The 18,833-nt window shown below is 69.6% G+C and carries 8 protein-coding genes; 1 reads left to right on the top strand and 7 read right to left on the bottom strand.

All coding sequences use genetic code 11. The features are described from left to right. Nucleotides 1-5: 5 nt before the first annotated feature. The 7 genes from ACFTZC_RS40385 to ACFTZC_RS40415 all read right to left on the bottom strand — a co-directional run bounded on the left by ACFTZC_RS40385 (nucleotide 6) and on the right by ACFTZC_RS40415 (nucleotide 17,178). Nucleotides 6-1,295 (bottom strand): MFS transporter, encoded by a 1,290-nt coding sequence (locus tag ACFTZC_RS40385; RefSeq protein WP_382898910.1) that lies wholly within the window; start codon nucleotides 1,293-1,295, stop codon nucleotides 6-8. Continuing rightward, nucleotides 1,292-5,260 (bottom strand): amino acid adenylation domain-containing protein, encoded by a 3,969-nt coding sequence (locus tag ACFTZC_RS40390; RefSeq protein ID WP_382898911.1) that lies wholly within the window; start codon nucleotides 5,258-5,260, stop codon nucleotides 1,292-1,294. Before ACFTZC_RS40390 ends, ACFTZC_RS40385 begins: the two co-directional genes overlap by 4 nt. Nucleotides 5,261-5,270: 10 nt before the next feature. Beyond that, a complete protein-coding gene (locus ACFTZC_RS40395; protein ID WP_382898913.1) occupies nucleotides 5,271-6,041 on the bottom strand; it encodes a thioesterase II family protein in 771 nt (256 codons plus the stop codon). After that, a complete protein-coding gene (locus tag ACFTZC_RS40400) occupies nucleotides 6,038-6,310 on the bottom strand; it encodes an MbtH family protein (RefSeq protein WP_382898915.1) in 273 nt (90 codons plus the stop codon). The genes ACFTZC_RS40395 and ACFTZC_RS40400 overlap by 4 nt, the downstream gene beginning before the upstream one ends. Nucleotides 6,311-6,421: 111 nt before the next feature. Next, entirely contained in the window at nucleotides 6,422-7,402 is a 981-nt protein-coding gene (locus ACFTZC_RS40405) for a LuxR C-terminal-related transcriptional regulator (protein WP_382898917.1), read from the bottom strand. A 39-nt stretch (nucleotides 7,403-7,441) separates the two neighbouring features. After that, complete coding sequence (locus ACFTZC_RS40410; RefSeq protein ID WP_382898919.1) at nucleotides 7,442-15,379, bottom strand: amino acid adenylation domain-containing protein; 7,938 nt, start codon at nucleotides 15,377-15,379, stop codon at nucleotides 7,442-7,444. 17 nt (nucleotides 15,380-15,396) lie between these two features. Continuing rightward, a complete protein-coding gene (locus tag ACFTZC_RS40415) occupies nucleotides 15,397-17,178 on the bottom strand; it encodes a condensation domain-containing protein (RefSeq protein WP_382898921.1) in 1,782 nt (593 codons plus the stop codon). Between the two features lie 209 nt (nucleotides 17,179-17,387). Here ACFTZC_RS40415 and ACFTZC_RS40420 point away from each other — a divergent pair, with 209 nt between their 5' ends. Beyond that, entirely contained in the window at nucleotides 17,388-18,779 is a 1,392-nt protein-coding gene (locus ACFTZC_RS40420; protein WP_382898922.1) for a DegT/DnrJ/EryC1/StrS family aminotransferase, read from the top strand. Nucleotides 18,780-18,833: the final 54 nt, after the last annotated feature.

Consider the following 18,833-nt stretch of genomic DNA (forward strand, 5'->3'; position numbering starts at 1 on the left):
ACGCTTTAGGGCACAGCCTTTCCTGTCTCGACCACGAGAATTGAGTGATCGGATTCGGGGAAATCACGCATTCTTCGTATCGGGCTGCACAGCAGAATTGCCGTTGCCAGTACGTGCAGGCCGGCCATCATCCACATCGTTTCCCGGACACCGGACAACTCGCCGAGTGTGCCGCCGAGCAACCCGCCGAAAGCGATGGCACCGAAGCTGATCACGGCCGCGCTGGCACTGATGCGCCCAATCAGGTCGGGTGGGCAGTACCGCTGGCGGAAAGTGTCGGTGATGATGTTCGCCGCAACCACACCCGCGCCGACACCGACACCGCCGACGACGAAGAACGCGAGGCCGGCCCCCGGGCCGGTCAGCGGAAAGAGCAAGGTGAAGGGCGCGGCGCCTACCAGGCAGATCACTACGGCCCGCGCGCTGCCGTATCGCCGGGACACGCGGGGGGACAACAGCACTCCGAGGACTCCGCCGAGACCACACAACGTCAGCACCACGCCGACCACGGCCTCGCCGGCCCCGACCGTCCGTACCAGGAACGCCACTTCGATCGAGCTCAGGCCGGTCAACGCGATGTTGGACACCGCGCTGAATACCGCGAGTGTGCGCAAAATGGGATCCCGGAACAGGAATCTCAGGCCGTCGCCGACTTCGGTGCGCAGTCGGCGCCGCCGGACCTCCGGGGGCGGCGAGGGCGGCGGTTCGGTGATCCGGATCGCCCGAAGACAGAGCCAGGACACCAGGAAACTCAGCGCGTTGGCCACCAGTCCGGCGACGGCACCGAAAGCTTGCACCAGCAATCCGGCCAGACCGGGGCCGATGACCTCGGCTGTCGACTCACTGCCCTGCAACCGCGCGTTGCCGGCCAGTAGCTCCGTGTCGGAAAGCAGTGTCGGCAGATACGCACGTTGCGCGGTGGTGAAGAAGACGCCGGCGCAACCGCAGACGAAGGCGGCCGCGAGCAGATGCGGAACGGTGAGTACGTCTGCCCAGGCCGCGACCGGAACACTGATGAAAGCGACGAAGGAAACGGCATCGGAGATCAGCATCACCGGGCGGCGGGGAAGGCGGTCCACCCAGGCGCCCGCGGGCAGACCGAGCATCAGCCACGGCAGATAGGTGACGGACGTCAGCAGTCCGACAACGAAGGTGTCCACGTGCAGGGTGAGGACGGCGACCAACGGCAGCGCCACCACGGCGATGCCGTTGCCGAGCAGATTCACGGTCTCCCCGAACCAGAACAACCGGAACTCGCGCCCGGTCACCGAGCCTTGGCGGGTCTTGCCGCTCACCGCTCCCCCGCCGTGGGCCGCGGCGTGTCCAGCAGGGCGAGTTTCCCGGCGAGGACGGCGCCGATCCGCGAAATCGGCTCCGCCTGGGTGATCTCACCGTGGGCGCAGTCGATTTCATGCACCTCGATCCTTCCGGTCACGTGGTCACGCCAGGATTCCGGTGCGGGGGCATCCTCCGGCTTCCCCTCCGTGGCGGACATGAACACCATGTCCCCCCGGTACGTCCGGGGCTGGAGTTCCTCGTAGATCCGGTCGTTGTCCACGAACACGCGGGCCAGCGCGGCGGCTTCCTCACGCGTCAGCCATTCGAGCGTGCTGCCCGGTCGGCGGACCGTCCGCTCGTAGTCGTCGAAGCGCAGCGGTTCCTCGCCGCACTCGGAAAGGTCGTACCCCAAGGAGTCGAGGAGTTCGGTGAATGTCTCCGAACTGCCCTCTTCGAGGGGACGGTAGCCGGGTACCGAGTCGGGCGGGTAGCCGTCCAGCAGTGCGAGCAGGTCGACCTGGGCTCCGCCGGCCTGGAGGTCGGTGGCCAGGAGGTGGGCGAGCACGGCGCCGAAGGACCATCCGATCAGCCGGTAGGGTCCTTCGGGTTGGACCGACCGGATCTGCTCCACGTAGTCCTCGACCATCTGGCGCCAGGATCCGCCGACTGCCTTCGCGTCGTTGAGGCCTTTGGCTTGTAGGCCGTACACGGGGTACCCGGCATCGATGTGGCCGAGCAGGCCCGCGTAACCCCAGCTGATCCCGGCGGCCGGATGCACGCAGAACAGCGCGGGCCGGTCGCCTCCTGTCCGCAGGGGGAGCAGGGGCGCCAGCGGGTCGTGCCGCGCGCCCGCGGCCAGCCGGTCCGCCAGGGCGGCGACGGTGGGCGCCTGGAACAGATCCACGATGGTGAGTTGGCCGCCGAGCACCGCTCGTACCCGGGAGAGCAACCTGACGGCCAGCAGGGAGTGGCCGCCCAGTTCGAAGAAGCTCTCCTCGGCTCCGACCCGGCTGAGCCCCAGGACCTGCGCGAACAGGTCGCAGAGGACCTCCTCGTAGGGTCCACGCGGGCCACGCGACGCCGGACGGTGCGCGAAGTCCGGGGGCGGCAGCGCGTCCCGGTCGAGTTTCCCGTTGGGCGTCATCGGCAGCCGTCCCACCGGCTGGAAGAACGACGGGATCATGTGGTCGGGCAGGATCGAGGCCAGCCGGTTGCGCAGTTCGCGCGGGTCGAGCGCGTGGTCCGGGGCCGACTGTACGTACGCCACGAGCCGCTTGTCGCCCCTCGCGTCCGCGCGCACGGCCACGGCGGACTGCGCCACGCCGGGGCAGCGGGTCAGCGCGGCCTCCACCTCGCCGAGCTCGATACGGAAGCCCCTCACCTTGACCTGGTCGTCGACGCGGCCCAGATAGTCCAGCCTGCCCTGACGGTCCCACCGGACCAGGTCACCGGTGCGGTACATGCGGCTGCCCGTCTCCCCTTCCGCCACGTAGGGGCAGGCGACGAACCGTTCGGCGGTGGCGGCCGGGCGGTTCAGATAGCCGCGGGCCACGCCGGGGCCGGTCACGTACAACTCGCCCGGCACACCGGGCGCGACGGGTTGCAACCGCTCGTCGAGCACGAAGACCCTGGTGTTCCCGATCGGTCTTCCGATCAGCGGGTGCGGGCTGTCCGCGGCGTCCCACCACAGCGCGTCCAGGGTGCATTCCGTGGGGCCGTAGAGGTTGTAACAGAGCGTGCCGGATGCCTCCCGGATGCGCGTCCACAGCGACTGCCCGGCGGCTTCCCCACCAAGCAGCAGCACCAGCGGCGCCCCTGCCCCGGACAGCAGGCCCTCGTCGAGCAGGTGCTCCGCGTAGGTGGGCGTGACGTCGAGGACGTCAACCTCGGCGGCCCTGACGTAGGCGGTCAACGCGATGGCGTCGCGCCGGACGTCGTCGCGGATGACATGGAGTTCATGTCCCGCCAGCATCCAGAACAGCGCCTCCCACGATGTGTCGAACGACAGCGAGGCGGTGACGGCGGACCTCAGCCGCCGGCACGCCGCGGCCTCGGTGCGCGCGATGAGGCCCGCGCGGTGGAAGGCGTACAGGTTGCCCAAGGCGGAATGCGGCGTCACGACGCCCTTGGGACGGCCGGTGGATCCGGAGGTGTAGATGACGTACGCGGCACTGTCCGGCAGTACACGGCACTTCAGGTCGGCCACGGGGCCGGACGGCGTCTCGATCCGGTCGGCGAACACCGCGGGCAGCTCACCGAACCCGTGCGCCGCCGCGGTCGCGGTGTCCGTGACGACGGCGACCGGTGCGGCGTCACGCAGCATGTGCTCGATGCGGTCCGGTGGGTATTCGAGGTCGATGTGCAGGTAGGCCGCACCCGTCTTGAGTACCGCCAGCATCGCGACGACGGACTCGGCCGACCGAGGCAGGGCCAGTGCGACCAACCTCTCCGCCCCGGCTCCCTGAACGCGCAGACGACGGGCGAGCAGGTTGGCACGAGCGTTGAGTTCGGCGAAAGTGAGCCTCGTGCTCCCGCACACCACCGCGGTCGCTCGCGGCGTTCGCGCGGCCTGCGCCTCGAACAGCTCCGGCACGGTGGCCGGCGACGTCGGTCGGGCGGTGTCGTTCCACGCGACGAGGGCCTGGTGCCGGTGCTCGGCGGAGAGAGTGTCGGCTTCGCCTATGGGTCGTTGCGGGGCCGACACGAGTTGCCGCATCAACCTGGGTAGGGCATCGGCGATGTGGTCGACGGTGGCCCGGTCGAAGAGGCCGGTCGCGTACTCGAGGGAACCGTCGATGCCGGCTGCTTCCCCGTCCGGCGTGCGATGCTCCCTGAAGTCGGCGGACAGGTCGAACTTCGCTACCTCCCAGTCCAGTTGCTCCTCGGTACAGGCCAGGCCCGGCAGCGAGAACGCCGCCTCCTCTCCCCTGGACAGGGTGAGCATGACCTGGAAGAGCGGATGCCGTGCCAGTGACCGTTCCGGGTTCAGGTCCTCGACCAGCCGCTCGAAAGGAACGTCCTGGTGGTCGTAGGCGGCGAGATCGGCGTCCCGCACCCGGTGCAGCAGCTCGCCGAACGTCGGATCGCCGGCCACGTCGCTGCGCAGTACCAAGGTGTTCACGAAGAAACCGACGACGCCTTCCAGCGCATCGTCCAGGCGTCCCGCCACCGCGGTGCCGATGGGGATGTCCGTACCGGCCCCCAGCCGGGACAGCAGTACCGCAAGCCCGGCCTGGAGCACCATGAAGGTGGTGCACCCGTGGTCGGCGGCGACCGCGAGCAGGCGGCGATGCAGATCGCCGTCGAGCTTCAGTGGTACGCAATCACCGCGGTGGTCGGCGATCGCGGGGCGCGGCCGGTCGAACGGCAGGTCCAGCTCGGCGGGCAGCCCGGCCAACTGCTCCCGCCAGAAGGACAGCTGTGTCGCGAGCAGGCTCGCCGGGTCGTCCTCCTCGCCCAGCACATCACGCTGCCATACGGCGTAGTCCCGGTAACTCACCGGAAGCGGCGACCACTGGGGTGACTCGCCCGCGGCCCTGGCGCGGTACGCCGCGGCCAGGTCGGTGAGCAGCGGCTGCCAGGACCCCTCGTCGCAGGCGATGTGGTGGAGCACCAGCGCCAGCACGTGTTCCCTGGGTGACAGCGCGAACACCGTCGCCCGGATGGGGAGATCGGCCGTCAGGTCGAAGCCGCGCTCGACGGTGGCGGACAGCACGTCTGTGAGCCCGCTCTCCTCGCACGCGACCACGTCCAGCTCGGGCCGTCGGGCAAGTACGCGCTGTACGGGTTCGCCCTCGACACCGGGGTACACCGTGCGCAGCACTTCGTGCCGGTCTGCCAGGTCGGCGAGCGCCGCTGCCAGGGCGGTTCGGTCCAGTTCACCTCTCACCCGGATGACGAGCGGGCAGTTGTAGACCGCCGACCCGCCGTTCACGCGATTCAGGAACCACAGCCTCCGCTGGGCGTAGGACACGGGGGACACGGGCAACTCCTCAGGAGGCAGGGCTGGTTGCGGCGGAATTGATCGAAGCGATCCGTCTCGGGAGGGTCTGCCAGATCTCCGGGGTGTAGAAGTGACCGCCGCCGAGCACGTCGTGCCGGTACGGGCCGGAGGTCAGGGCGCTCCACCGAGCAGCCACGTCGGCGCTGATCAGCGGATCGTCGGCACCGGAGAACACCTGAAGCGGCACGCTCACCTCGGCGCCGCCGTAGACGAAGGTGTTACGGACAGCGATGTCGGCCCGTACCAGCTCCAGCGCCACCTCGGTCAGGCCGGCGTGTTCACGGACGTGCTGGGGCAACAGGCCGTGGGTTCCGAGCCACTCCAGGAGTCGCTCGTCCGCGTCCTGGGGCGTGGGAAGACGTTCGCTGTCGGTCAGGCCGCGGTCCGGGGCATTGCAGGAGGACAGGACGAGCGCTTCGGGCTTTCGCACCGCGTCACTGTCGAGCCGGGCAGCCACGTCGAAGGCCATCCAGCCGCTCATGCTGTGCCCGAAGAGGATGTACGGGCCGAGATCGGCTTCGCGCAGTGATCGTGTGACATCGGCGGCCAGTTCGTCCCAGTCGCGGGCGAAGTCCTCGGCGAACCGCCCCTCCCTGCCGGGGTAGCAGAGCACGACCAGGTCCGTCCCTGCGGGCATGTGCGCGGTCCACGGCTGGTACGCGGCCGTGCCACCGCCGAAGAAACTCAGGCCGACCAGAGTCCGCTCGGCGTGCGGCGTCCGGTGCAGGGGCACCATCGTGGTGTCCCGTACGCCGCTCACTGCGACTTCCCGGTGAACGCCGGCCCGGCATCAGCGTTCTCGTTCGCGGCCGGCGGCCGGGCCCCGTTCATCGTGGCCGCCAGGCTGGCCGGCCGCATGTCCGTCCAGTTTTCCTCGACATGGGCCAGGCACGCGGTCCGCGGTCCCGCTCCGAAGACGGTGGACCAGCCGGCGGGCACGTCGATGTTCGCGGGCCACAAGGAGTGCTGTCGCTCCGCATTGGCCAGGACGAGATAAGAGCCATTTTCGTCGTCGAACGGATTGTTCACGGAATTGTCCTTTCAAGGTGGTCAGGTCATGGCGATCACGCCGGGCCGTGGAGATCGGCCGAGATGGAGTGATGTGGCGTCGGAGGTGAGTCCCGGGGGCCCGTTCGGTGGTCAGAGCCAGCCGCGCCGGGCGGCCTTGACCCCGGCCTCGAAGCGGCTGCGGGCGCCGAGGCGCTCCATCAGCACCGCCATCATGCGTCGAGCGGTCCGGTGCGAAACATGCAACTGACCTGCGGCGGCCGCATCGGTATACCCCTCGGCGACCAGTCTGAGCAGCGCCAGTTCCTTGCCGTTCAAGATGTCGTCCGTCGTCGAACGCCCTGCGTCCAGCGGTGTGGCCAGCGACCAGGTCTGTTCGAACAGAACGACCATCGGAGCGACGAGGCCGGGATCGGTGACCTGGAGCGCGCCCGCCGCCCTGTTCTGCGGGTCGAGGGGTACCAGCGCGACCGAACCGTCGAACAGGATCATTCCCGGCAGCGGCGCTTCAAAGCCGCGGAACTGGCCCCCGTTGCCGGTCAGCCAGCGCACGTGCGCCAGGGTCGCGGCGTCGTAGGAGTCGGTGTCCGTGCCGACGGTCCTGATCGACACCGAGCGGCTCAGCAACGCCGCGTCATTGCGGCGCGCTGCCGAGAGTTCCGGCGTCGACCGCGCGCCACCGGGCACGAACGTCAGCACCTCACGGACGGCCTCTCCCGCCAGCCGGTCCACCCGGCACTGCACCTCGTCCATCCCCAGGAGCCGCTCGACCTGTTCGACCCTGCCCGGCCGGCCGGAGGCGTCGGACATGAGCAGGCGGACAACCTCGGCATGGGTCTCGGCGACCCGCCGCTGCCGACGCATCAACTCCTCGTACTGGCCGGCGAGCGACTGCTGCAGGCTCAGGATCGGGTCGACCACCGCGAATCTGCCGGGCACCTCGAAGGACTCCCGAACCAGGCCGAGTTCGGACAGCCGGTCGAGGCAAGCAAGGACCAGATCCGGAGCGACCGCCAGCCGGTCGGCGATCTCGTCGGCGACCGGCGGAGGCGATTCGCTCATCTCCCGGTACACCGCTTCCTCCATCCGTTCCAGTCCGAACATGGTGAGCATCAGGTCCGTCTCCCAGGTGTGTCGTTGAACGCCCCACGGTCAGTGGGAAGGGGCAGGCCGCAGCGCCGGGCGGGCGGGCCGGGCCTTCGTCAGGTATGCGGCGACCCCGGCGACGGTCGGGGCTCGGAAGAGTTCGCGGACCGGCAGCTCCAGCCCCAGGGTCGAACGCACCCGGGAGATCAGCTGGATCGCCAGCAGCGAATGCCCGCCCAGGGCGAAGAAGTTGTCGTCGATGCCGACCGAGTCCCGGCCGAGCACCTTGGCGAACAGCTCGCCGAGCACCTCCTCGTGCGCCCTGCGCGGGCCGGTGGTGGTCGGCGCCGCGCCCCGCGACGGATCCGGGCATCCGGTGACGACACCGGACCGCCGGCTCTGGACGGGCGGTACGTCGAGGTCAGCGACCAGCCGTTCCGGGTCTCGGGCCACCTGCGTCAGCAACCCGCGCAGGCCGTCGGCGAGCCGCTCACCCGTCGAGGCGTCGAACAGGGCGGTCGAGTACGTCAAGGCCCCGACCAGCCCGGCCGGCGCTCCGTCCTGGTCGAGCCGCTCCTCCACATCGATGACCAGGTCGAATTTCGCGGTGGTCGACGGGACCGGCCATTCGGTCACCCGCAGACCGGGGAGTTCCGGAGCGGCGGTCGCGTGCTGGAGCTGGACCATGACTTGGAAGAGCGGGTGGCGGCCGAGCGAGCGTGGTGGATTCACCTCTTCGACCAGCCGCTCGAACGGGACGTCCTGGTGCTCGTAGGCCGCGAGGTCGGTGGCCCGGACGCGACGGAGCAGCTCCGCGAAACTCGGGTTGGCCGAGACGTCGGTCCGCAGGACCACCGTGTTGACGAAGAACCCGACGACCTCGTCGGCCGCGTCGTCCGTCCGGCCGGCCACCGGGGTGCCGATCGGAATGTCCGTCCCCGCGCCCAGCCTGTTGAGCAGGGCGGCGAATCCGGCTTGGAGCACCATGAACAGCGTGCAGTTGTGCTCCTTGGCGACCGCGAGCAGGCTTCGATGGAGGTCGGGACCCCACTCGACGTTCGCCGATCCCCCCGCGTAGTCGCTGGTATCGGGCCGGGGCCGATCCGTCGGCAAGGTCAATTCCACCGGGAGATCGGCCAGCTGGGCGCGCCAGTGGCTCAGCTGACGGGACAGCACACTGTCCGGGTCTTCCTCACTGCCCAGCAGATCCCGTTGCCACAGCGCGTAATCGGCGTATTGCACCGGCAGCTCGTCCCACTGTGGAGCGTCGCGCCGCGTGCGGGCGGCATAGGCGGCGGAAAGGTCGCGCATGAGCGGTCCGAGCGACCAGCCGTCGCAGATGATGTGGTGGAACACCAGCAGCAGGACGTGATCCGCCTGGCCCGTCGTGAACAGGTGGGCGGCCAGGGGAGGCTGTGTGGCCAGATCGAACGGATGGTCCGCGGCCGCGCGAATCGCCGCCTCGACCTCGGCCTCGGACACCTCTCGGTGGACCAGTTCCGGCCGGACCGCTCCCGGCGCGAGCACCGACTGCACCGGCCGACCGTCACGGTCGGCGAAAACCGTCCGCAGACTCTCGTGCCGGTCCGTGACATCGGACAACGCCTGTTCGAGAACTCCCCGATCCAGCGGACCGGACAGGCGCAGAGCGACAGGAAGGTTGTAGCTGGTGCCTGTTTCCTCCCACTGGCTCAGGAACCACAGCCGCTGCTGGGCGAAGGACAGCGGCAGCACGTCCGGGCGTTTCCCCGGCCGGAGCGCCGGCCTGCCGGGGAGAATGCCGTCAAGGCGGTCCGCCAGCCCGGCCACGGTCGGGGTACTGAACAGCAGAGGGGCAGGCAGTTCCACGCCGAGCACGGAGCGCGCCCTGCTGCTGAGCCGCACAGCCAGCAGGGAGTGGCCGCCGAGATCGAAGAAGCCGTCGTCGATCCCCACCGCGTCACGGCCGAGCACTTCCGCGAACAGCCCGCACAGGAGCTCCTCGCGGAGATCGCGCGGCGCGCGCCGGGTGCCGGTGGGGTACGCCGGTTTCGGCAGCGCGGCACGGTCGAGTTTCCCGTTCGGTGTCAACGGCAGTTCCTCGACCACCACGATCGCGGCGGGCACCATGTAGTCCGGCAGGTTCTGCCGTGCGAACTCGCGCAGTTGTCTCACGTCGAGTTCCGTGTTCCGCGCGAGCACATATCCGACGAGACGGTTGTCCCCGGGCCGGTCCTCACGCAGGACCGCCACCGCGTGCGCGACGCCCTCGTGGCGGGCCAGTACCGTCTCGACCTCGCCGAGTTCGACCCGGAAGCCACGGATCTTCACCTGGTCGTCGGCCCGGCCGAGGAATTCCAGCGCGCCGTCGTCGGTCCACCGGACGAGGTCACCCGTGCGATACATACGCTGCCCGGGCCTGAACGGGTTCGCCACGAACCGCTCCGCGGTCAGGCCGGGACGGTTCACGTAACCGCGCGCCAACTGGGCGCCCGCGACGTACAGTTCACCGATCACCTTCGGCGGGACGGGGTGCAGCCGCGGGTCGAGCACGAACACGTCCACCCCGGCGATCGGACGGCCGATCAGAGGGCGGTCGCTGTCGTCCGACGTCCAGAAGAGGGAGTCCACGGTGGTCTCGGTCTGTCCGTAGATGTTGTAGACGGTGATCCCCTCGGTTTCCCGGATCCGTGTCCACAACTTCTCGCCCACCGTTTCCGCGCCGGTCATCAGCACCGCCGGCGGCGTTCCGGCCGGGTCGAGCATGCCCTGCTGGATCAGCTCTTCGGCATAGCTGGGCATCACGTCGAGAGCGTCGATGCCGCACCGGTCCAGGTACCGGGCCATGGCGGCGGGGTCGCGGCGGGTGTCGTCGCCGATCAGGTGGAGTTCGTGGCCGACGGCCTGCCACAGCAGACCGACGACCGAGGTGTCGAAGGAGAGGGACGCGGTCAGCGCCATCCGACAGCGCCGCGTACCTCGCGTCCGTTCGGCGGTGGCGATGACCTCCTCACGGTAGAAGGCGAGCAGATTGGCCAGCCCGCCGTGGGTCACCATCACACCCTTGGGCAGGCCGGTCGACCCCGAGGTGTACACGACGTATGCCGGATGCTCCGGGGTGATCGCGATCTCGAGTTCTTCCGATGACTCGTCGTCGAGCGCGAGGCCGTCGATGAGCACCGGTTCGCGTGCGGGCAGCGACTCGGCGGATTCGCCGTCGGTGACGACCAGGGCGGCGGCGGAGTCCTCCAGCAGGTGGGCGATCCGCCGGGCCGGATACGCCATGTCGACGAAGAGGAACGCGGCGCCCGCCTTCAGCACCGCCAGTAGCGCGACCACCAGGTCCATGGACCTGGGCAGGGCCACCGCCACCACTCGGTCCGGGCCCGCGCCCCGGGTCACGAGGTGGCGGGCGAGCCGGGTGGCACGTGCGTCCAGCTCGGCGTAGGTCATCGCGGTGTCCTCGAAGACCAGCGCCGTCGCGTCCGGCGTGCGGGCGGCCTGCTCCCGGAACGCGTCGGGCAGGAACACGGGTCGCCGCGCGAGCGCGGGCACGGGACGCGCGGCGAGGAAACGCCGCCGTTCCCCGTCCGAGAGCACGTCGACAGCGCTGATCGGTCGTTCCGGGGCGGCGAGCACCTGTTCCAGCAGCCGTCGCAGGCGCGTCACGAGCTGTTCGGCGGTGGTCCGGTCGAACAGCTCCTCGGAATACTCGAGGTAGCCGGTCAGCCCGGCCGGTGCTCCCTCGGCATCGCGCTCGTCCACCAGTTCAAGACTGAGGTCGAACTTGGCGACGTCCCAGGCCACCGGGACCCGTTCCCCCTCCAGTCCGGCGAAGGCCGGGGTGGAGGTCTCGGCGTGCTGCACCTGGAGCATGACTTGGAACAGGGGGTTCCGGGACAGCGACCGCTCGGGATGCAGGACCTCGACGATACGCTCGAAGGGGACGTCCTGGTGTCCGAATGCCTCCAGGTCGGTGTCCCGGACCCGTCGCAGCAGTTCGGCGAACCCGGGATCGCCCGCGGTGTCGGTGCGCAGCACCAGGGTGTTGACGAAAAACCCGACCAGGTCGTCGAGCGCGCTGTCCGACCGGCCCGCCACCGGGGTGCCGAAGGGGATGTCGGTGCCCGCGCCCATACGGGTCAGCAGTGCCGCGAAACCCGCCTGCAGCACCATGAACACCGTGCAGCCGGCGGACCTGGCGAGATCGAGCAGCCTGCTGTGCAGCTCCGGCTCCCAGTGGACAGCCACGGTCCCACCGGAGTGCGCCGCCACCGCGGGGCGCGGCCGGTCCACCGGCAACGTCAGCTCCGTCGGCAGTGCGGCCAACTGCTGCTGCCAGTAGGCCAACTGGCGGGCCATCAGGCTGTCCGCGTCCTCGGCGTCGCCGAGCAGCTCTCGCTGCCACAGTGTGTAGTCGGCGTAGCGCACGGGCTGCGCCGGCCAGTCCGGTGCGCTCCCGTCGCATCGGGCGGTGTACGCCAGGCCGAGGTCTTCCAGCAGCGGACGCAGGGACCATCCGTCGGCCGCGATGTGCTGAATGACCAGCAGCAGGACGTGCTGCTCCTGGCCGAGCACGAACAGCGTGGCACGGACGGGTGCGTGTGCGGTGAGGTCGAACCGGTGACGGACCCGCTCCGCCGTGGCGTCGGCGAGGTCCGCCGGTGCCACCTCGACGACCTCGATCCCGGGAACCGAGTCCAGTCCGACCGGGTGCGGCTCACCGCTTTCCTCGGGGAAGATCGTGCGCAGGCTCTCGTGCCGTTCCGCCACGTCGGCGAACGCCTGTGCCAGAGCGTCCCTGTCCACCGCCCCGGTGAGACGGACCGCGACGGGCACGTTGTACGTTCCTTCGTCGCGCTCCATCCGGTTCAGGAACCACAGACGTCGCTGGGCGAACGACAGCGGTACGGGCTCCGTTCCTGCCCGGGCGGTCAGCGCGGGGCGCGCGGCTCCGGTCAGCCGGGCCAGTCCGGCCACCGTGGGTTCGGCGAACAGGTCCCGGATCTCGAACCCCTCCCCCAGGACCGACCGGATCCGGGAGAGCAGCCGGAGCGCCAGCAGGGAGTGCCCTCCCAGGTCGAAGAAATGGTCGTCGATCCCCACGCGGGGCACCCCGAGCACTTCGGCGAAGAGTTCGCACAGGATCTCCTCACGTGGACTCCGCGGCTCCCGCACGGCGTGCGCGGCCCGGTCCGGCTCCGGCAGCGCGGCCCGGTCGAGCTTCCCGTTCATCGTCGTCGGCATGGTCTCGACCAGGACCACCGCGGCGGGGACCATGTAGTCGGGCACGCTGTCCGCCACGAAGCGGCGTAGTTCCCGGCCCGTGAGGCCCGAGGACCGGGCCACGACATACGCAACCAAGCGCTGGTCACCCGGCCGGTCCTCCCTGAGGACGACCGCGGCCTGCATCACCTCGGGGTGGCCGGCCAGTACCGCCTCGACCTCGCCGAGCTCCACGCGGAAGCCCCGTATCTTCACCTGCGCGTCCGCGCGGCCGACGTACTCCAGCTCCCCGTCGGCGGTCCACCGGGCCAGGTCACCGGACCGGTACATGCGCTCCCCCGCCGAGAACGGGCAGGCCACGAACCTCTCGGCGGTCAACGCGGGGCGCCCGGTATATCCCCTGGCGAGCTGGATCCCGCCCAGATACAGCTCGCCCACCACCCCCGGCGGCACCGGCCGCAGCCCGCCGTCCAGCACATACGCCGCCACATTGGCCAGCGGCCGACCGATCGGCACCGAACTTCCCTCATCGCCACGGCGGCACTGCCAGTAGGTCGCGTCGACAGCGGCTTCGGTCGGTCCGTAGAGGTTGTGCAGTTCGGTGGAGCCGAGCGTGCTGAACAGTTCACGTTGTGTTTCCGCGGACAGGGCCTCACCACTGGAGATGATCTGGCGCAGGCTCGTGCAGCCGGCCGCGCCGGGCTCCCGGAGGAACGCCTGCAGCATCGAGGGCACAAAATGTGTGACGGTCACCGATTCACGCTGGATCAGCTCGGCCAGATAGACGGGGTCGCGGTGTCCGCCGGGCTTCGCCATCACCAGGCTCGCCCCGGAGATCAGCGGCCAGAAGAACTCCCACACCGATACGTCGAAACCGGCCGGGGTCTTCTGCAGCACCCGATCGGCATCGGTGAGCCGATACCGGTCCTGCATCCACAGCAGACGGTTGACTATGGCCGCGTGCGAAACCACGACCCCCTTGGGCCGTCCGGTGGATCCCGAGGTGAAGATGACATAGGCGGAGTGCGCCGGGCGCGGTCGCACCGGCCGGGCGGGGACCTGCGCGATCGGCTCGTCGAGCAACAGCTTCGGTGGAGAGTCGGGGAGGGCGCCGGCGCTCTTCGAGTCAGTCAGTACGAGGATCGGCCCGGCATCCGCGACCATCGCGGCGATCCGCCCGGCGGGGTGGTCCAGATCAACCGGAAGGTAGGCCGCGCCCGCTTTGACGACAGCGAGGATCGCGACCACCAGTTCCACCGAACGGGGCAGTGCCACGGCCACGACCCGGTCCGGGCCCGCGCCTCTGTGGGCGAGCTGCGCCGCCAGCCGATCCACCCGTTCGTCCAGCTCGGCATAGCTCAGTTGCTCGTCGGACGCCACCAGGGCCGTCGCGTCCGGCGTGCGTCGGACCTGCTCGGACCACAGGTCGGCAAGCGTCACCTCGGGCAGCTCGACCGCGGTGTCGTTCCACTTCCGTACGACCTGGTCGCGCTGCCCGGGCGACAGCATGGTCAGCGCGGAGAGCGCTCGGTCCGGATCCTCGGCCACCTGCTCGAACAGCAGCACAAGCCGGTCGGCGATCTCGGCCGCCCGGTCGGCGGTGAACAGGTCCGGGCGGTAGTGCAGGCGCAGCGCGAGCCGCTCACCCGGTTCGACGGCGAGGGTCAGCGGATAGTGCGCGCTGTCACGGAAGGTGACGCCCACCTGCAGTTCACCGTCGGGTGAGTCGACCTTGTAGTCGTGCATCGGGAAGTTGTCGAAGACCACGTTGGTGTCGAAGAGCGCGGTCGGGGACCCGGCCAGGGTCTGGATCTCCGTCAGGCCGAGGTGGTCGTGGTCGAGCGATGCGGCGCGCCCCGCCTGGATCTGGTCGAACAGCGCGCTCACCGAATCCGCCCGGTCCAGCCGCACCCGTACCGGAACCGTGTTGATGAACATCCCGATCATCGAGTCCGCGCCGGTCAGCTCTGCCGGACGGCCGCTGACCGTCGAGCCGAACACCACATCGTCGCGTCCGGTGAGCGACCCGACGAGGATGGCCCAGACCCCTTGGCACACCGTGTTGAGCATGACGTGGTTCCTGCGGGCGTGCGCGGTCAGCAGCGCTGTCGTCTCCGACGGCAGCAGCACTGCCACCTCCTCCGGCGGCGGACCGCTCCGGGAATCGGCGGGCGCGACGAAAGTGGGCTCGGTGACCCCCTCCAGGGCCGCCGCCCAGTGCCGCTCCGCGCCGGCCCGGTCCTGTTCCGCCAGCCATGCCAGGTAGTCCCGGTACGGACGCACCGACGGCAGGCCGGCGGTACCGCCCGCGCGGGAATACACCGCGAACAGCTCCTGGAACAGCAGGGCGAAGGACCACCCGTCCAGCAGGAGATGGTGGGCGGTCACCAGCAGCCGGTGGCGGCGGGCGGTGTGCCGCACGAGAGTGAACCGGATCAACGACGATCCGCCGACATCGATGCCCCGGGCCCAGTCCTGCTCGGTCAGTTCGGCGATCCGTTCCGGCGCGCCTTCCTGACCGATCCCGGTCTCCCGCCAGTCCAGGGGGACATCGCGGCGGACCACCCGTATCGGTTCGCCTGTCTTTCGGTACCGGAATCCGGACCGCAATGTGGCGTGGCGCCGTATCACGGTGTCCGCGGCCGCCCTCAGGAGCGCGGAATCCACCGGTCCTTCGAGGTCCACCGCGAATTGCGCGAGATATGGGCTGTGCTTTTCCCGGTCGAACAGCGCGTGAAAGAGGAGGCCTTCCTGCAAGGGCGACAGGGGAAGGATGTCCTCGACTACCGATTGGTTCATCTTCAGTGTCAACTTCCTCAGAAGGCCCGCAGATCGGATTCGATCTCGTCGAGTTCGTGCTGGCTGAGCGAGCTCAGGGTCAGGTCGGACGGGGTGAGTCCGCCCGCTCCGGGTTCGCGGGCGTGGGCGACCAGGGTCCGGAGCGTCCGGAACCACGATTCCGCCAGCTCGCGGGTGTCCGCCTCGGACACGACGCTGTCGGCCCAGGTCCAGGTGGCCCGTAGCACCGGGCCGTCCGCCCGGTCCACCGTGGCCACGTTGACCTCGATGCTGTGGGCCATGGGCATGCCTGATCCCGTGTCGTCCACACCGGTCCCGTACTCCGGTACGACCGACCAGTCGTCGTCCGAGACCTCGAAACGGCCCAGGTAGTTGAAGACGAACTCCGGCTGGGCCGCCTTCTCCAGCAGCGCACCCGTTCGCGGGTTCAGATAGCGAAGGAGGCCGTACCGGACTCCCTTGTCGGGAACGCCGCGCACCTGCTCCTTGACCCGCTTCACCGCGTTCCCCACCGCGGCCCCGGCGACGTGCGCATCCGTCCGGTCCGGTTCGCCCAGGTCGAGCCTGATCGGGAACAGGCTGGTGAACCAGCCGACGGTCCGGGAGAGATCCACCTCCGCGAGTGCGTCTTCCCTGCCGTGGCCTTCCAGGTGCAGCAGTACGGTGCCGTCGCCCGCCGTGCCGCGTCGGCGATGCCAGTCGCCCATCGCCTGCACGAGACCGGCGAGGAGAACGTCGTTGATACCGGCGTTGAACAGCGACGGCACTGTGGTCAGCAACGCCTCCGTGAACTCGGCCGGCAGGGACTCGGTGAAACCCCGGTCCCGGCTTTCCACGTCCTGACCGGGTACCCTCGCCCGGTCGCCGAACCGGGCGGCGCCGGGACGCAGCCGTTCGAGCCAGCCGGGGAGTTCCGCGGCACCGGCCTGCGTGTGCGCCTGCTCGCCGAGTACTTCGGACCAGCGGCGGAACGAGGTCGGCACCGGATCGAGAGTGATTGCGGCACCCTTCTCGACGGTCTGCCAGGCCGTCGCGAGATCGGCGGCCAGGATGCGCCAGGAAATCGAGTCGATGGCCAGATGATGGACGACCAGGGCGAGCATGCCCTGGCGATCCGGTCCGGCATCGAACCACACGGCCTGGAGGACGTTGCCCTCCTGGGGACGCAGCCTGTCGCGCGCCGCGTCCGACTCCTGTCGCACCAGCGCGGCCCACTCCTCCTCGGGGCGACCCGCCACATCCGTCCGCCGGACGGCCGAGGCCGCGTCGACCGCGCCCACCGGCGGGGTCTCCAGCACCCAGTCCGCCTCGTCGCCCAGCACGGACAGCCGCAGGCGCAGGATGTCGTGGTGGTCGAGCAGAGCCTGCACCATCGACATCAGACGGGGTTCCGTCAGCCCTGAAGGCGTGCGCAGGACCGCGAACTGGTTGTAGGTGTCGACCACGCCACCGCGTTCCCGGAACCAGTGCATGATCGGAGTGGTGACGACCGGTCCCACCCCGCTGTCCGCGACGGGGGCCGGCTCCTGCTCCAGCGTGGTGGCCGTCTGTGCCAGTGCTTCCATGTCCCGCCGCGTCAGCACATCGCCGACAGTGATCCGCAGACCGGCTTTCCTTGCCCGGCTGACGAGTTGCATGGCAATGATGCTGTCTCCGCCGAGCGCCACGAACCCGTCGTCGATCCCGACGTCGCTCACCCCGAGGACGTCGGCGACCAGTTGACAAAGGACGCGCTGGTGACGGGTGACCGGATTTCTCCCGGCCACACTCGAATTCGTCTCATCGAAAGGGCTGGTCACGTATTCCCTCATTCCGGGTCCGGTCTGGAATCAGGAACGAAGTTAGCGAGCGGCGCTCGCCACCGGCGGCAGTCGGAGCGGCAATTCGCGGAAGCACCGCGAAGGAACGCAGGTGAATTGCCGGTGTGATTGCCGCCGGACGCGACGGCGCACGCCGACGATGACATGCGCGACGTTCGGACGGAATCACCTTGAGAAGAGGTTCAGCGGTGACAATCCAGCAACCGGCCCAGCTGACGGTCGACCTTGCGATGTTCGGCGGTGGCCGGGCCGTTCCCAGGGAACTCGGTATCAGGCCCTGGCCGATGGTGACCGATCAGGACGAGCAGGCGGTCCATCGGGTACTGAGGTCCGGCCGGTTCACCTCCGCCTCGTCGGGAGAACAGGAGATCGCGGGCCTGGAGCGGGAGTGGGCGCAGTACGTCGGCACGGAGCACTGTGTGGCGGTGAGCAACGGAACCGCGGCGCTGTCGGTCGCGCTGAGCGCCGCGGGTGTGGAGCCTGGCGACGAGGTCATCGTGCCCGCCCTGAGCTTCATCGGCAGCGCCACCGCTCCGCTCCATCTCATGGCCGTACCGGTGTTCGTGGACATCGACCCCGTCACGTTCAATCTGGACCCCGCGGCGCTGGAGGCCGCGATCACCAGCCGGACCAAGGCGATCGTCGTGGTCCACCTGCACGGTCTGCCCGCCGATCTGGACCGGATCACCGAAATCGCCGCCCGGCACGGGGTCACCGTGATCGAGGACGCCGCGCAGGCGCACGGCGCCCGGTACCGGGGCCGGTTCGTGGGCTCGATCGGCGCGGTGAACACCTTCAGCCTCAACGTCAGCAAGAATCTCGCCACATGCGGTGAGGGCGGCCTGATCACAACGGATGACGCGGACGTGGCGACGAGGGCGACCATGCTGCGGCAGTTCGGTGAACTCATTCCGGCGGGCGGCGAGCGCAGCTACGTGGCGCATCTGCTGGGCTGGAACTGCAAACCGAACGCGATACAGGCGGCCTTCACCCGTAGCCGTCTCGCTCAACTCCCCGCCGAAATGGCCGTCCGCGAGGAGAACGTCGGCCGGCTGCTGGGACGGCTGGCCGCGTATCCCGGCTTCCAGGTGCCCGAGGTCCCACAGGATCGCACCCATGCCTGGCACATCCTGCGCATCCGGGTGAATCCCGCCGCCTTCGGGCTGGCCGACGAGTTCGCGGGCCCGCTGCGCTCCGTCGTACAGCGGGCCCTGCGTGCCGAAGGGGTGCCCGCCGTGCCCTACCAGCTGCAGCCGTTGCCCGCGCAGCGGGTCTTCACCGGCCGCCGCGGGTTCGGTGCCTACCCGTGGGCGTTGCCCGGCGTCGTGGACCGCCCTTACCGTCCCGAGGAGTTCCCGGCCACCCTGCGAGTCCTCGACGACTCCTTCACGATCCAGAAGGCGCACCTGCATCCGGACTCAGGACCGTTGCTCGACCGGTACGCCGACGCGTTCGAGAAGGTCTGGCACCACCGCGAGGCACTGGCCGCCATCGCCGCGACGACGGACTACACACCGCACTGGGAACGCGCCGCGGAGATCGCCGACACCGAATGGGCCGGAGCGTTCCACGCCCGATGACCTCGACCCACTCCATCCCGTGATCCCGGTCCGGGATCACGGGATGGAGTGGGT

Origin of the sequence: Streptomyces sp. NPDC056987 (assembly GCF_042673865.1) — a bacterium.
In the GTDB taxonomy this organism is placed as follows: domain Bacteria; phylum Actinomycetota; class Actinomycetes; order Streptomycetales; family Streptomycetaceae; genus Streptomyces.

Excerpts from the sequence above, each read along its gene's own strand:
- ACFTZC_RS40410 (WP_382898919.1), bottom strand. The coding sequence starts at position 15,379 with ATGAACCAATCGGTAGTCGAGGACATCCTTCCCCTGTCGCCCTTGCAG.
- ACFTZC_RS40405 (WP_382898917.1), bottom strand. The coding sequence starts at position 7,402 with ATGCTCACCATGTTCGGACTGGAACGGATGGAGGAAGCGGTGTACCGG.